10 protein-coding genes and 1 tRNA gene are annotated in these 14,214 nt (G+C 71.6%); 7 read left to right on the top strand and 4 right to left on the bottom strand.

What is annotated here, in order from left to right:
- Nucleotides 1–4 precede the first annotated feature (4 nt).
- Nucleotides 5–1,129 carry an alkaline phosphatase family protein gene (locus tag FJQ56_RS12670; RefSeq protein WP_140009945.1) on the top strand — a complete coding sequence of 375 codons (1,125 nt, stop codon included), beginning with the start codon at nt 5–7 and terminating at the stop codon, nt 1,127–1,129.
- Nucleotides 1,130–1,154: 25 nt separating this feature from the next.
- On the opposite strand, the gene FJQ56_RS12665 is transcribed toward FJQ56_RS12670, so the two are convergent.
- The 3 genes from FJQ56_RS12665 to FJQ56_RS12660 are packed head-to-tail and all read right to left on the bottom strand — an operon-like array spanning nt 1,155 to nt 5,822.
- Nucleotides 1,155–1,811: a thymidine kinase gene (locus FJQ56_RS12665; protein ID WP_140009944.1), complete on the bottom strand. Its 657-nt coding sequence runs from the start codon at nt 1,809–1,811 to the stop codon at nt 1,155–1,157.
- Between the two features lie 11 nt (nt 1,812–1,822).
- Nucleotides 1,823–1,999: a DUF6104 family protein gene (locus FJQ56_RS22175; protein WP_170215395.1), complete on the bottom strand. Its 177-nt coding sequence runs from the start codon at nt 1,997–1,999 to the stop codon at nt 1,823–1,825.
- 28 nt (nt 2,000–2,027) lie between these two features.
- Nucleotides 2,028–5,822, bottom strand: coding sequence for a multifunctional oxoglutarate decarboxylase/oxoglutarate dehydrogenase thiamine pyrophosphate-binding subunit/dihydrolipoyllysine-residue succinyltransferase subunit (locus FJQ56_RS12660; protein ID WP_140009943.1), 3,795 nt, complete (start codon nt 5,820–5,822; stop codon nt 2,028–2,030).
- A gap of 262 nt (nt 5,823–6,084) precedes the next feature.
- Here FJQ56_RS12660 and FJQ56_RS12655 point away from each other — a divergent pair, with 262 nt between their 5' ends.
- A complete protein-coding gene (locus tag FJQ56_RS12655) occupies nt 6,085–7,569 on the top strand; it encodes an amino acid permease (RefSeq protein WP_246084135.1) in 1,485 nt (494 codons plus the stop codon).
- 11 nt (nt 7,570–7,580) lie between these two features.
- Here FJQ56_RS12655 and FJQ56_RS12650 read toward each other — a convergent pair.
- Nucleotides 7,581–7,653 (bottom strand) — tRNA-Arg (locus FJQ56_RS12650).
- Between the two features lie 70 nt (nt 7,654–7,723).
- On the opposite strand from FJQ56_RS12650, the gene argS reads away from it, so the two are divergent.
- The 5 genes from argS to thrB are packed head-to-tail and all read left to right on the top strand — an operon-like array spanning nt 7,724 to nt 14,114.
- Nucleotides 7,724–9,379, top strand: a complete 1,656-nt coding sequence (gene argS, locus FJQ56_RS12645; RefSeq protein ID WP_140009941.1) for an arginine--tRNA ligase — start codon at nt 7,724–7,726, stop codon at nt 9,377–9,379.
- A gap of 10 nt (nt 9,380–9,389) precedes the next feature.
- Nucleotides 9,390–10,790 (top strand): diaminopimelate decarboxylase, encoded by a 1,401-nt coding sequence (gene lysA / locus FJQ56_RS12640; protein WP_140009940.1) that lies wholly within the window; start codon nt 9,390–9,392, stop codon nt 10,788–10,790.
- Nucleotides 10,790–12,112, top strand: a complete 1,323-nt coding sequence (locus tag FJQ56_RS12635) for a homoserine dehydrogenase (protein ID WP_140009939.1) — start codon at nt 10,790–10,792, stop codon at nt 12,110–12,112. Before lysA ends, FJQ56_RS12635 begins: the two co-directional genes overlap by 1 nt.
- The gene (gene thrC, locus FJQ56_RS12630; RefSeq protein ID WP_140009938.1) at nt 12,109–13,206 is read left to right on the top strand and encodes a threonine synthase; all 1,098 of its coding nucleotides are present in this window, start codon (nt 12,109–12,111) and stop codon (nt 13,204–13,206) included. The genes FJQ56_RS12635 and thrC overlap by 4 nt, the downstream gene beginning before the upstream one ends.
- Nucleotides 13,206–14,114, top strand: coding sequence for a homoserine kinase (gene thrB / locus FJQ56_RS12625; protein WP_140009937.1), 909 nt, complete (start codon nt 13,206–13,208; stop codon nt 14,112–14,114). Before thrC ends, thrB begins: the two co-directional genes overlap by 1 nt.
- The last annotated feature ends 100 nt before the right edge of the window (nt 14,115–14,214 follow it).

The following is a 14,214-nucleotide window of genomic DNA, read 5'->3' as shown; positions in this document are numbered from 1 at the left end:
GTCGGTGACCGATCCCTTCGTCGAGCCGGCCTACGGCCGTCGCTCGCTGGCCGACGTCGTCCCCGCGGTCGCCCGCGCCCTCGGGGTGCGGGTCGGCGTCGCCCCGACCTCGCTGGAGCTGCCCGACGCCTCGTCGTACGTCGTCTTCCTCATCGACGGTCTCGGGGCGCGCCTGCTCGAGCGCTACGCCCACGCGGCGCCCTACCTCTCGACGCTGCTGGACTCCTCCGGTGGGCCGGGCACCGCCGGGGTGCCGTCGACCACCGCCACGAGCCTGACCTCGCTCGGCACCGGCCTGACCCCGGGCGCCCACGGGCTCATCGGCTTCACCGCGCGCATCCCCGGCACCGACCAGCTGCTCAACCACCTCTTCTGGGACGCCGACGTCGACCCGCTCGAGTGGCAGCCCCACCCCACGGCGTTCTCCACCCTGGCCGCGGCGGGCGTCTCGGTGACGGTGGTCAACAAGCGTGAGTTCCGCGGGTCGGGGCTGACGGTCGCGTCGAGCCGCGGTGGCGAGTTCGTCGGCGCCGACAAGGTGGGGGAGCGGATCGCCGCCGCCGTGGCCGCGTCGGTCGCGCGCCCGTCGCTCACCTACCTCTACGACAGCGACCTCGACTGGACCGGGCACCGCTGGGGCGTGGCCTCCAGCCAGTGGCTGCAGCAGCTCGCCATGGTCGACGCCGAGGCCGAGCAGCTGCGCGAGACCCTGCCCGGCGACACCCGCCTCGTCGTGGTCGCCGACCACGGCATGATCGACTCGCCCGACGAGAGCCGCGTCGATGTCGACGACCACGCCGAGCTGCTCGACGGGGTGGCGCTGATCGGCGGCGAGGCCCGCTTCCGTCACCTCTACTGCCGCAGCGGCGCCGTCGACGACGTCCTGGCCACCTGGTCGGGGTTCCTCGGCGAGCGGGCCACCGTGCTGTCGCGCACCGACGCCATCGGGCGGGGCTGGTTCGGGCCGGTCGACGCCCGGGTGCTGCCCCGGATGGGCGATGTCGTCGTCGCCTGCGACGGCGACCTGGGGGTCTTCTCGACCGAGCGGTTCGCCTACGAGAAGACCCTGATCGGGCTGCACGGCTCGCTCACGCCCGACGAGATGCTGATCCCGGTGCTGGTCGACTGAACCACCCGACCGGCCACCCGACGGGCTAGCCGAACGGCAGGGGGTCGGGGGCCAGGCTGACGGCGTGGGCCCGGGCCGCCGTGAGCCGGCGGCGGTGGTGCTGGCGGCACAGGACCTCGTAGGCGACCTCGCCCGGTGGGCCGTCGGGGCCCTCCTCGACGTCGCCCACGACGATCACCTCGCCCTCGACGACCATGACGCCGTCCTCGGTGCGGGCGTTGTGGGTGGCGCGCTTGCCGCACCAGCACAGCGCCTCGACCTGCAGCACGTGCATCCGGTCGGCCAGCTCGACCAGGCGTCGGCTGCCGGCGAAGAGCACCGTGCGGAAGTCGGTGAGGATCCCGAAGGCGAACACGTCGATCTGCAGCTCGTCGACGACCTTGGCCAGCTGCTCGATCTGCAGGGCGGTGTAGAACTGGGCCTCGTCGCACACCAGGTAGTCGATCCGGGCACCACGGGTCAGCGAGTCGACCACGTAGCGCCAGAAGTCGAACGCGGGCGGCACCTCGATCGCCTCGTGGGTCAACCCGAGGCGGCTGGACAGGATCGCCTCGCCCGCGCGGTCGTGCGCGGTGAAGATCCGGCCCAGCCGCCCGCGGGCCGCGTGGTTGTGGTTGGTCTGCAGGGCCAGCGTGCTCTTGCCCGAGTCCATGGTGCCGGTGAAGAAGTGCAGCTCAGCCACGGGGAGTCATCTCAGTCCTCGGGGTCGTCGAGCCGGGCCAGCCAGGTCGCGAAGCGCTCGACGGGGGTCTCGAACTCGGGGTGCGCGTCGACGAAGCCCTGCAGCTGCTCGGCCACCCACGCCAGGGTGACCTCCTCGTCGCCCCGGCGCTTCTCGAGCTCCTCGATCCCGCGGTCGGTGAAGTACATCGTGTGGTTCTCCGACGTCCTGGCCGACCTAGGCGAACGCCCGCTCGACGAGGTCCTTCTGCTCCGCGGCGTGCCGCTTGACCGTGCCGACCGACGGCGAGGAGGACTGCTCGCGCGTGATGCCCTCGACCGTCGCGTCGACCTCGCCCCACACGTTCATGGCGTAGTGGGACCAGGGACCCATGTTGGCGGGCTCGTCCTGGACCCAGCGGACCGCCTTGAGGTGGGGGTAGCGGGCGATCTCGGCCTTGATCTCGTCGACCGGGCGCGGGTAGAGCTGCTCGACGCGGGCGATCGCGAACCGGCCGCTGTCCTCCCGCTTGGCCCGCTCGACCATGAGGTCCCAGGTGATCCGGCCCGAGCAGAGCAGCAGGGTGTCGACCTGCTCCTGGTCGGCCGTCTCGTCGGCGATGAACGGACGGAAGGTGCCGGAGGTGAAGTCGGCCGGCTGCGAGGCCGCCTCCTTGCGCTTGAGCATCGACTTGGGCGTGAAGACGATGAGCGGGCGGTGGGCCTCGCCGAGCGACTGACGACGCAGCAGGTGGAAGTACGACGCCGGGGTCGACGGCTGGGCGACGACGAACGCCTCGTCGGCGGCCATCTGCAGGAACCGCTCGATGCGCGCCGAGGAGTGGTCGGGACCCTGGCCCTCGTAGCCGTGGGGGAGCAGCAGCACGACGCCGGACTGCTGGCGCCACTTGGTCTCACCGGAGGAGATGAACTCGTCGATGACGGTCTGGGCGCCGTTGACGAAGTCGCCGAACTGGGCCTCCCACAGCGTCAGCGCCTCGGGCCGGGCCACGGAGTAGCCGTACTCGAAGCCGAGCGCGGCGTACTCGGACAGCAGCGAGTCGTAGACGTAGAAGCGGCCCTGGTCCTCGGTGAGCGAGGAGAGCGGGGTCCACTCGTCGGCGTTCTTGCGGTCGATGATCGTGGCGAACCGCGACACGAAGGTGCCCCGGCGCGAGTCCTGGCCGGCCAGCCGCACGGGCCGTCCGTCCATGAGCAGCGAGCCGAGCGCGAGGATCTCGCCGGTGCCCCAGTCGATCGGGCCCTCGGTGATCGCGGTGGCGCGCCGCTGCAGCTGGGGCATCACCTTGGGGTGGACGGTGAAGCCGTCGGGCGGGGTGACGTAGGCGTCGGAGATGCGCTTGAGGACCTCGAGCGGGATCGCCGTCGTGGTCTCGATGGCCGGCTTGTCGGGGTAGTCGGGGACGGTCGTCCACTCCTTGGGGGCCGACGTCGCCTCCTTGACCTCGGTGAAGACCCGCTCGAGCTGCTGCTGGTAGTCGGCCAGCACCTGCTCGGCCTCCTCGATCGTGATGTCGCCGCGACCGATGAGCGACTCGGTGTAGAGCTTGCGCACCGAGCGCTTCTGCTCGATCAGGTCGTACATCAGGGGCTGGGTGTAGGACGGGTCATCGCCCTCGTTGTGACCTCGGCGGCGGTAGCAGACCAGGTCGATGACGACGTCCTTCTTGAACGCCTGGCGGTACTCGAAGGCCAGCCGCGCCACGCGGGTGCAGGCCTCGGGGTCGTCGCCGTTGACGTGGAAGATCGGCGCCTGGACCATCCGCGCCACGTCGGTGCAGTAGAGCGAGGAGCGCGAGGAGCCGGGGGAGGTGGTGAACCCGACCTGGTTGTTGACCACGACGTGGATGGTGCCGCCGGTGCGGTAGCCGCGCAGCTGGCTGAGGTTGAGCGTCTCGGCGACGACACCCTGACCCGCGAACGCCGCGTCGCCGTGGACGAGCAGCGGGAGCACCGGGAACTCGGCACCCTGGTCGAGGACGTCCTGCTTGGCCCGGGCGATGCCCTCGAGCACCGGATCGACCGCCTCGAGGTGCGAGGGGTTGGCGGCCACGGAGACCTTGATGGTGTCGCCGGAGCCGGCGACGAACTCGCCCTCGGCGCCGAGGTGGTACTTGACGTCGCCGGAGCCCTGCACGGTGCGGGGGTCGATGTTGCCCTCGAACTCGCGGAAGATCTGGGAGTACTTCTTGCCGACGATGTTGGCCAGCACGTTGAGGCGCCCGCGGTGGGCCATGCCCATCACGACCTCGTCGAGGCCGGCCTGGGCCGCGGCCTCGCAGATCTCGTCGAGCACGGGGACCGTGGTCTCGCCGCCCTCGAGGCTGAACCGCTTCTGTCCGACGAACTTGGTCTGCAGGAAGGTCTCGAACGCCTCGGCCTGGTTGAGCTTGAGCAGGATGCGCAGCTGCTCCTCGCGCGGGGGCTTGGTGTGCGGCTGCTCGACCCGCTCCTGGATCCACCGGCGCTGCTCGGGATCCATGATGTGCATGTACTCGATGCCGGTGGTGCGGCAGTAGGAGTCGCGCAGGATGCCGAGGATGTTGCGCAGCTTCATGAACGGGCGGCCCTTGCCGCCGAACGAGCCGGTGGCGAACTCGCGGTCGAGGTCCCACAGCGTCAGGCCGTGCGACTCGACCTGCAGGTCGGGGTGCGTGCGCTGGCGGTACTCGAGCGGGTCGGTGTCGGCCATCATGTGGCCGCGCACGCGATAGGCGTGGATCAGCTCGAGGATCCGGGCCTGCTTGCTGATCTCGTCGTCGTGGGACGTCGCGATGTCGTGGCCCCAACGGATCGGCTCGTAGGGGATGCGCAGCGAGCGGAAGATCTCGTCGTAGAAGCCCTCCTCGCCGAGCAGCAGCTGGTGCACGCGCTTGAGGAACTCGCCGGACTGCGCACCCTGGATGACGCGGTGGTCGTAGGTCGAGGTCAGCACCATGGTCTTGCTGATCGCGTTGCGCGCCAGCGCGACCTCCGAGGCGCCCTGCCACTCGGCGGGGTACTCCATGGCACCGACGCCGATGATCGCGCCCTGGCCGGCCATCAGGCGCGGCACCGAGTGGACGGTGCCGATGCCACCGGGGTTGGTCAGGCTGATCGAGGTGCCCTGGAAGTCGGCGACCGTGAGCTTGTTGTCGCGCGCCTTGCGCACGACCTCCTCGTAGGCGGTCCAGAAGGCGGCGAAGTCCATCTTCTCGGCGGCCTTGATCGAGGGCACCAGCAGCTGCCGACTGCCGTCGGGCTTGGGGACGTCGATGGCGAGGCCGAGGTTGACGTGGGCCGGCGTGATCAGGTTGGGCTTGCCGTCGCGGGTCTCGAAGCCGTTGTTCATCTCGGGCATCGACTTCACGGCCTTGACCAGCGCATAGCCGATCAGGTGGGTGAAGGAGACCTTGCCGCCACGGGCGCGGGCGAGGTGGCTGTTGATGACGATGCGGTTGTCCCAGAGCAGCTTGACCGGCACCGAGCGCACCGACGTCGCGGTCGGGACGGCCAGCGAGGCGTCCATGTTGGCGGCGGTCCGGGCCGGGGCCCCGCGCAGCACCGTGTAGGTCGGCTCGTCCTTGGCCGCCGCAGGCTCCGACGGCGGCGCCTCCTTGGGCGTGGGGTTGCCGGTCTTGGCCGGCTCCGCGGCCTTGGCGACCTCGCGCGGCTCGCTCTTCGCGGCGGGCCGGCTCTCGGGCTTGGACTCGGTCTTGGGCGCGGACTTGGGCGCGGTCTTGGCCTCGGTCTCGGGTGCGGGCTTGGGTGCGGCCTTCGGCGCCGGCTCGGGCTGGGCCTTCACGGGGGCCGCGGCGTGCGAGCCGTTGCTGCCGTTGCTCGCGGTGCCGTTGCCGGCGTGCTGGGGGGTGCTGCTGTCACCGGACGTGAAGTAGGCGACCCAGGTCTCGTCGACGCTCGAGGGGTCGGCGTCGTACGCCTCTCGCATCTCCTCCACGAGCCAGTCGTTGGGACCGAAGTCCGACGCCGACGGTTCGGTGGAGCTGGAGGGGTGGCCTGACGACTGCGGCACGGCTGGGTTCGCCTCTTCCGGGTGATGGCTGACGGGGTCTACGCGTTGTCAAGGCTAGACCCACGTCCTACCAAATGCTCGGGTGTGGGGGGCATGGCGTGCGGCTGTTGCCGACAGCACACCGCGCGACCCTCCGGACCGGCCGCTGCGGGCTCCGCGGGCCGTCCCGGGCAAGCGCATCTCGGCCTTTCGCGGCACGACCGCGCGGGTGAGGCCGCTCTCGGGGAGGGGCTGGTCTGATGCACGGATGACACTCGGATTCATGCGCACCAAGAACGTCGAGACGGTCCTGCACCAGGGCGACAGCGACGCCGACCACGCGCACCTGCAGAAGCGGCTCAAGGCCCGCGACCTGATGGGCTTCGGCATCGGGATCGTCATCGGCACCGGCATCTTCACCCTGACCGGGGTGCAGGCCAAGCTCAACGCCGGGCCCGCCGTGGTGATCTCGTTCGCCATCGCCGGGGTCGTGAGCATGCTCGCCGCGCTCTGCTACGCCGAGCTGGCCGCGGCGGTCCCCACGGCCGGCAGCGCCTACACCTACGCCTACACGACGATCGGCGAGCTCGCGGCCTGGATCATCGCCTGGGACCTGCTGCTCGAGTTCATGCTCGGTGCGGCCACCGTGAGCCGAGGCTGGTCGGGCTACCTGCAGGACTCGCTGGGGCTGCCCACCTCGCTGTTCGGGGAGGACGCGCCGGTCAACGTCGGGGCCATCCTGGTCGTGGCGGTGCTGGGCTGCGTCGCCGCCGTGGGCATCCGTGAGGCCAAGTGGGTCACCAACGTCCTGGTGCTGGTCAAGGTCGCCGTGTGCATCTTCGTCATCGCCGTCGGCATCTTCTTCGTCAAGGCCTCCAACCTGACGCCGTTCATCCCGCCGTCCAGGCCGAGCGAGGAGAGCAGCGCCGGCCTCAAGCAGCCCCTGTGGCAGTTCGTCTCCGGGGCCGAGCCCACGGCGTACGGCCTGTCCGGGGTGATCGTGGCCGCCGCGGTCGTGTTCTTCGCCTACACCGGCTTCGAGGCGGTCGCCAACCTGGGGGAGGAGACCGAGAACCCCGGGCGCGACATGCCGCGCGGCCTGATCGGCTCGCTGGCCGTGTGCACGCTGCTCTACCTCGGCGTGTGCCTCGTGCTGACCGGGATGGTCAACTACACCGATCTGTCCGAGGGCGCGCCGATCTCCGACGCGTTCGGTCAGGTGGGCCTGGACTGGGCCAAGGTGCTGGTCGGCATCGCCGCCGTCGCCGGGCTCACGTCGGTGATCCTGGTCGAGCTGGTGGCGGTGCCCCGCATCATGTTCGCCCTGAGCCGTGACGGACTCCTCCCGGCCGCGGTGGGCCGGATCAGTCCCAAGACCAGCACGCCCTTCGCCGCCACCGTCGGGGTGACCATCGTGATCGCCCTGATCTCGGCGTTCGTGCCGATCGACGTCCTGGCCGAGATGGTCAGCATCGGCACCCTGTTCGCCTTCACCGTGGTCGCCATCGCGGTCGCGGTGCTGCGTCGCACCAAGCCCAGGATGGAGCGCCCGTTCCGCACGCCGGCGGTGCCGCTGGTCCCGATCCTGTCGGCCGTGTCGTGCGTCGGGCTGATGTCGGCCCTGGCCGTCGAGACCTGGCTGCGGTTCCTGGTCTGGCTGGCGGTCGGCCTGGCCATCTACTTCGGCTACGGTCGCCGCCACTCGCTGCTCGACCAGGCCGAGGAGGCCGCCGCGGCCCGACAGGCCAAGGTCGCCGGCGAAGCCTGAAAAGAATCGTGCGCCTCCGGCAGGATTCGAACCTGCGGCACCTGGTACCGGAAACCAGTGCTCTATCCCCTGAGCTACGGAGGCCTGCGCGCAGCGGACACTACCCGCCGCAACTGATGAGAGGGAAACCGGTGGCCGCCGATAGCCTGGCCGGGTGAATCCCGCTCAGCTCTCGACCACCATCGTCGACGCCCTGGCGTCGCTCGTCGAGCAGGGCGACCTCGTCCTGGCCGACGGTGTCCCGGCCGAGGTGACGGTGGAGCGACCGCGCGACAAGAGCCACGGCGACTACGCCACCAACGTGGCGCTCAAGCTGGCCAAGCAGGCCGGCACCAACCCGCGGGCCCTCGCCGACCAGCTGGCCGCGCGGCTGCGCGCGGCCGACGGCATCGCCGCGGTCGACGTGGCCGGACCGGGCTTCATCAACGTCACCGTCGCCGCCGGGGCCCAGGGCCGGGTCGCCGCCGACGTCGTCGCCGCGGGGTCGGCGTACGGCGCCTCGGACCTGTTCGCCGGCGAGAAGGTCAACCTCGAGTTCGTCTCGGCCAACCCGACCGGGCCGCTGCACATCGGCGGGGTCCGCTGGGCCGCGGTCGGTGACGCCCTGGGGCGCATCCTCACCATGACCGGCGCCGAGGTCACCCGCGAGTACTACTTCAACGACCACGGCGCGCAGATCGACCGGTTCAGCCGGTCGCTGCTCGCCCGCGCCCTGGGCGAGCCCGCCCCCGAGGACGGCTACGGCGGCGACTACATCGGCGAGATAGCCGCGGCGGTCGTGGCCCAGCGGCCCGAGGCGCTCACCCTGCCCCGCGAGGAGGCCAACGAGGTCTTCCGCGCGGTCGGCGTCGAGATGATGTTCGCCGAGATCAAGAAGTCCCTGCACGACTTCGGGGTCGACTTCGACGTCTACTTCCACGAGGACGAGCTGCACAAGAGCGGGGCGGTCGACAAGGCCGTGCAGCGCCTGACCGAGCTCGGCAACACCTACGAGAAGGACGGCGCCCTGTGGCTGGCGACCGAGCGCTTCGGTGACGACAAGGACCGGGTGATCATCAAGTCCGACGGGCAGGGTGCCTACCTGTCGGGCGACCTGGCCTACTACCTCGACAAGCGCAGCCGGGGCTTCGACCGCTGCTTCATCATGCTCGGCGCCGACCATCACGGCTACGTCACCCGGTTGATGGCGATGTGCGAGGCGTTCGGCGACGAGCCCCACGTCAACCTCGAGGTGCTCATCGGCCAGATGGTCAACCTGCTGCGCGACGGCGAGCCGCTGCGGATGTCCAAGCGCGCCGGCACCGTGATCACCATCGACGACCTCGTCGAGGCGATCGGGGTCGACGCCGCCCGCTACGCGCTCGCGCGCTACTCCTCCGACTCGGCCATCGACCTCGACCTCGAGCTGTGGGCGCGCCGGTCCAACGACAACCCGGTCTTCACCGTCCAGTACGCCCACGCCCGGGTGTCGAGCCTGCTGCGCAACGCCGCCGACCTCGGTGTGGTCGCGCAGTCGCACCCCGAGCTGCTGACGCACGAGAAGGAGGGCGTGCTGCTCCGCTCGCTGGCCGACTTCCCCCGGGTGGTGGCCAGCGCCGCCGACCTGCGGGCACCGCACCGGGTCGCGCGCTACCTCGAGGAGCTCGCCGGCACCTATCACCGCTTCTACGACAGCTGTCGGGTGCTGCCGATGGGCGACGAGGAGACCGGCGACCTGCACCGCGCGCGGCTGCTGCTCGTCGACGCCACCCGGGTCGTGCTGGCCAACGGGCTCGGGCTCCTCGGCGTCTCCGCCCCCGAGCGGATGTGAGGGCGTCCCGATGAGCACCACTCACGAAGCCGGCTGGGCCCACGCGCCCGGTGCCCTGCGCGGACCCGCCTGGCTGAGCCCGCCCGCGGACCCCAACGCCCTGGTGCCGCTGCTGTGGAGCGCCACCGCCCACAAGCGCGACGGCGATCTCGTGGTCGGCGGGGTCGCGGTGGCCGACCTGGTCGCCGAGCACAACACGCCGGCCTACGTGCTCGACGAGGACGACTTCCGGGCCAGGGCCCGGGCGTTCCGCGACGGGTTCGCCGACTACGACGTCTACTACGCCGGCAAGGCGTTCCTCTGCACGGCCGTCGCCGCGTGGGTCGCCGAGGAGGGCCTCCACCTCGACGTGTGCAGCGACGGCGAGCTCACCGTGGCGTTGCGGGCCGGGGTCGAGCCGGCCCGGATCGGCTACCACGGCAACAACAAGACCTATCCCGAGCTGCGTCGCGCGGTCGTGGCCGGCGTGGGACGCATCGTCGTCGACTCCTTCGCCGAGGTCGAGCGGCTGGCCCAGATCGCGGCCGAGCTGGGGGCAGCCCAGGGCGTGATGATCCGCGTGACCGCCGGGGTCGAGGCCCACACCCACGAATACATCGCCACCGCCCACGAGGACCAGAAGTTCGGGTTCTCGATCACCAGCGGCGACGCCTTCGAGGCCGTACGCCGGGTGCACGACGCCCCCGGACTCGAGCTGCGCGGCCTGCACTCCCACATCGGCAGCCAGATCTTCGACTCCTCGGGGTTCGAGATCGCGGCCAAGCGGGTGCTGCGGCTGCACGCCCGCGTCGGTGCCGAGCTCGGGGTCGTCATGCCCGAGATGGACCTCGGCGGCGGCTTCGGGATCGCCTACACGACCCAGGACGACCCGACCGACCCCGCCCGGCTGGCCCGGGAGATGACCGAGATCGTCCGCCAGGAGTGCCGCGGGCTCGGCATCGAGGCGCCGCGGCTGTCGATCGAGCCGGGCCGGGCCATCGTCGGTCCGTCGATGTGCACCGTCTACACCGTGGGCACCGTCAAGCCGGTGACCCTCGACGGTGGCGCCGTGCGCACCTACGTCAGCGTCGACGGCGGCATGAGCGACAACATCCGCACCGCGCTCTACGACGCCGACTACTCCTGCACGCTGGCCGGTCGTGCCTCCACGGCGCCGCCGGTCCTGGCCCGGGTCGTCGGCAAGCACTGCGAGGCCGGCGACATCGTCGTGCGCGACGAGTTCCTGCCCGGCGACGTCGTGCCCGGCGACCTGCTCGCGGTGCCCGGCACCGGGGCCTACTGCCGCTCGATGGCGTCCAACTACAACCACGCCCTGCGGCTCCCGGTGATCGCGGTTCGGGACGGGGCCGCGAGGATCCTGCTCCGACGAGAGACTGTGGACGACTTGCTGGCGACGGACGTGGGTGCGTGATGGGTGTCTCGACAGGTTCGACCACCGTGCTGAAGGTGGCGGTCCTCGGGTGTGGGGTGGTCGGCTCGCAGGTGGTGCGGCTGCTCGACGAGCAGGCCGGCGACCTCGCGGCCCGGGTCGGTCGCCGGGTCGAGCTGGCAGGGGTCGCCGTACGCCGGATCGACGCGGCGCGCGACGTGGACCTGCCCGACGGCCTGCTGACGACCGACGCTGCGGCCCTGGTCGCCCGCGACGACGTCGACCTGGTGGTCGAGGTCATCGGCGGCATCGAGCCGGCACGCACCCTCATCCTGTCGGCCCTCGAGCACGGCAAGAGCGTCGTGACGGCCAACAAGGCGCTGCTCGCCGAGGACGGCCCGACGCTGTTCGAGGCGGCCGAGAAGTCGGGTCGCGACCTCTACTACGAGGCCTCCGTCGCCGGGGCCATCCCGATCCTGCGGCCGCTGCGCGAGTCGCTGGCCGGTGACCGGGTCACCCGCGTGCTCGGCATCGTCAACGGCACCACCAACTTCATCCTCGACAAGATGGACACCCAGGGCAGCGGGTTCACCGAGGCGCTCGAGGAGGCCCAGGACCTGGGATACGCCGAGGCCGACCCCACCGCCGACGTCGAGGGCTTCGACGCCGCGGCCAAGGCCGCGATCCTGGCCTCCCTCGCCTTCCACACCCGGGTCACCGCCGCCGACGTGCACCGCGAGGGCATCAGCGAGGTCAGCGCCGCCGACATCGCCTCGGCCCGCGAGATGGGCTGCGTGGTCAAGCTGCTCGCCATCTGCGAGCTGCGCACCGACGAGACGGGCGAGGAGGCGGTCGCCGTACGCGTCCACCCCGCCATGATCCCGCGCACCCACCCGCTGGCCAGCGTGCGCGAGGCCTACAACGCGGTCTTCGTGGAGTCCGACGCCGCAGGCCAGCTGATGTTCTACGGTCCGGGCGCGGGTGGGGCGCCGACCGCCAGCGCCGTGATGGGTGACCTGGTCACCGTCGCCCGCAACCACGTCTCGGGCACCCGCGGGGTCGGTGAGTCGGCCTACACCGATCGGGCGGTGCTGCCGATGGGCGAGACCCGCACCCGCTACCACGTCGCCATCGACGTCGACGACCGCGCCGGCGTGCTCGCCACGGTCGCGTTCGCGTTCGCCGAGCACGGCGTCTCTATCCAGACCGTGCGCCAGGAGGGCCGCGACGACGACGCCCAGCTCGTCGTGGTCTCCCACACGGCCACCGACGCGCAGCTCGCCGCGACCGTCGAGCACCTGCGCGGCATGGACATCGTCCGCGACGTCACCTCGGTGATGCGCGTCGAAGGAGTCGACGAATGAGCACACCCGCCGTGAGCGCGACGCGCACCCACCTCCACCAGTGGCGGGGCGTCATCGACGAGTACCGCGAGCTCCTCGACATCCCCGAGGGCACCCCGGCGGTGACGCTGCGCGAGGGCGGCACGGGCCTGGTCCACTCCGAGTGGCTCTCGGGGCACACCGGAGCCCAGGTGCACCTCAAGGTGGAGGGCGACAACCCGACCGGCTCGTTCAAGGACCGGGGCATGACCGCGGCCATCTCGGTGGCCAAGGCCGCGGGGGCCGAGGCCGTGGTCTGCGCCTCGACCGGCAACACCTCGGCCTCGATGGCGGCCTACGCCGCCAAGGCCGGGCTCAAGCCGCTCGTCCTGGTGCCCGAGGGCAAGATCGCCGCAGGCAAGATGGCGCAGGCCATCGTGCACGGGGCCCAGGTCATCATGGTCCGTGGCAACTTCGACGACTGCCTCTCCATGGCCCGCGGCCTGGCTGCCGACTACCCCGTGGCGCTGGTCAACAGCGTCAACCCGGTGCGGCTCGAGGGCCAGAAGACCGCCGCCTTCGAGATCGTCGACGCGCTCGGCGACGCTCCCGACTACCACCTGCTGCCCGTCGGCAACGCCGGCAACATCTCGGCCTACTGGCTCGGCTACACCCAGTACCTCGACCTCGGGCTGGCCACCAGGCGCCCGGTGATGCGCGGCTTCCAGGCCGCGGGTGCGGCTCCGCTGGTCACCGGCGAGCCCTTCCCCGACCCCGAGACCAAGGCGACGGCCATCCGGATCGGCAACCCCGCGTCCTGGCACCTCGCCGAGCAGGCGGCCAAGGAGTCCGAGGGGCGGTTCGCCTCGGTCACCGACGAGCAGATCCTCGCCGCCCAGCACGCCCTGGCCTCCCACGACGGGGTGTTCGTCGAGCCCGCCTCGGCCGCCGGCATCGCCGGTCTCCTCCAGGAGCTCGCCCAGGGTGAGACCTACGTCGGCCGCACGGTGGTCGTCACGGTCACCGGGCACGGCCTGAAGGACACCGCGACCGCCCTCGAGGGCGTCGGCGCCCTCGTCGACACCGTCGTCGACGCCGACGTCACCGCGGCCGCCGCGGCCGCCGGCCTGACCTGATGGCGTCGTACGTCCGTGGGCCGGCCCGGGTGAGCGTCCCGGCGACGTCGGCCAACCTCGGTCCCGGGTTCGACACCCTCGGCATCGCGCTCGACCTGCGCGACGAGCTCGAGGGCGAGGTCCTCGACCACGGCGGGCTCGAGGTCCGGGTCGAGGGGGAGGGGAGCGGCGAGGTCGCGCTCGACGAGACCCACCTCGTCGTGCGTGCCATGCACGCCGCGTTCGACGCCACCGGCGGGCGGCCGCCGGGACTCCGTCTCACCTGCCGCAACGTGATCCCGCACGCCCGGGGGCTGGGGTCGTCGTCCGCGGCGATCGTCGGCGGCATCGTGCTCGCCCGCGAGCTCGTCGAGGGAGGTCGCACGCTGCTCCCCGACGACGCCGCGTTCGAGCTCGCCGCCCGCCTCGAGGGCCATCCCGACAACGTGGCGCCCGCCCTCTACGGCGGCTTCACCATCGCCGGCCACACGACCGACGCGTTCTGGGCCACCGCCTCCCCGGTCGCCCCCGAGATCGGCGCGGTCGTGTTCGTCCCGCCCGACGGGGTGTCGACCGTGGCGGCGCGCGGCCTGCTGCCCGAGACGGTCCCGCACGCCGACGCTGCGGCCAACGCCGCCAACGCGGCCCTGCTCGTCGCCGCCCTCGCCGGGCAGTGGCAGCGGCTGGCCCAGGCGACCGGCGACCTGCTCCACCAGGACTACCGCGAGCCGGCGATGCCGCAGTCGCTCGGCCTGGTCCGTGCGCTGCGTGCCGACGACTACGCCGCAGTCGTGTCGGGGGCCGGACCGACGGTCCTGGTCCTCACCACGCCGGACGTCGACGTCGAGACGTTGGGGGCCCGGTGCCCAGCGCACTGGACCACCCGCGTGCTCCGGCTCGGAGTCGTCGGCGCGAGCGTCGTCGGGTGATAACCTCGGCGCGCCGGGGTTTCCCGGAGCTGCGCCTGCCGTTCGGGCGGCGCGCCTCTTTCTTGCCACACGGACCACTGGTGCCGTGCGATGACACGAC

Origin of the sequence: Nocardioides plantarum (assembly GCF_006346395.1) — a bacterium.
Classification (GTDB): domain Bacteria; phylum Actinomycetota; class Actinomycetes; order Propionibacteriales; family Nocardioidaceae; genus Nocardioides; species Nocardioides plantarum.
The sequence above is the reverse complement of the archived record's forward strand: the minus strand, read 5'-3'. Positions and strand labels throughout refer to the sequence as shown.

What these genes read in the sequence shown, in the direction of transcription:
- FJQ56_RS22175 (WP_170215395.1), bottom strand. Translation starts at nt 1,999, where the DNA reads ATGTACTTCACCGACCGCGGGATCGAGGAGCTCGAGAAGCGCCGGGGC.
- FJQ56_RS12655 (WP_246084135.1), top strand. Translation starts at nt 6,085, where the DNA reads ATGCGCACCAAGAACGTCGAGACGGTCCTGCACCAGGGCGACAGCGAC.
- lysA (WP_140009940.1), top strand. Translation starts at nt 9,390, where the DNA reads ATGAGCACCACTCACGAAGCCGGCTGGGCCCACGCGCCCGGTGCCCTG.
- FJQ56_RS12635 (WP_140009939.1), top strand. Translation starts at nt 10,790, where the DNA reads ATGGGTGTCTCGACAGGTTCGACCACCGTGCTGAAGGTGGCGGTCCTC.
- thrC (WP_140009938.1), top strand. Translation starts at nt 12,109, where the DNA reads ATGAGCACACCCGCCGTGAGCGCGACGCGCACCCACCTCCACCAGTGG.
- thrB (WP_140009937.1), top strand. Translation starts at nt 13,206, where the DNA reads ATGGCGTCGTACGTCCGTGGGCCGGCCCGGGTGAGCGTCCCGGCGACG.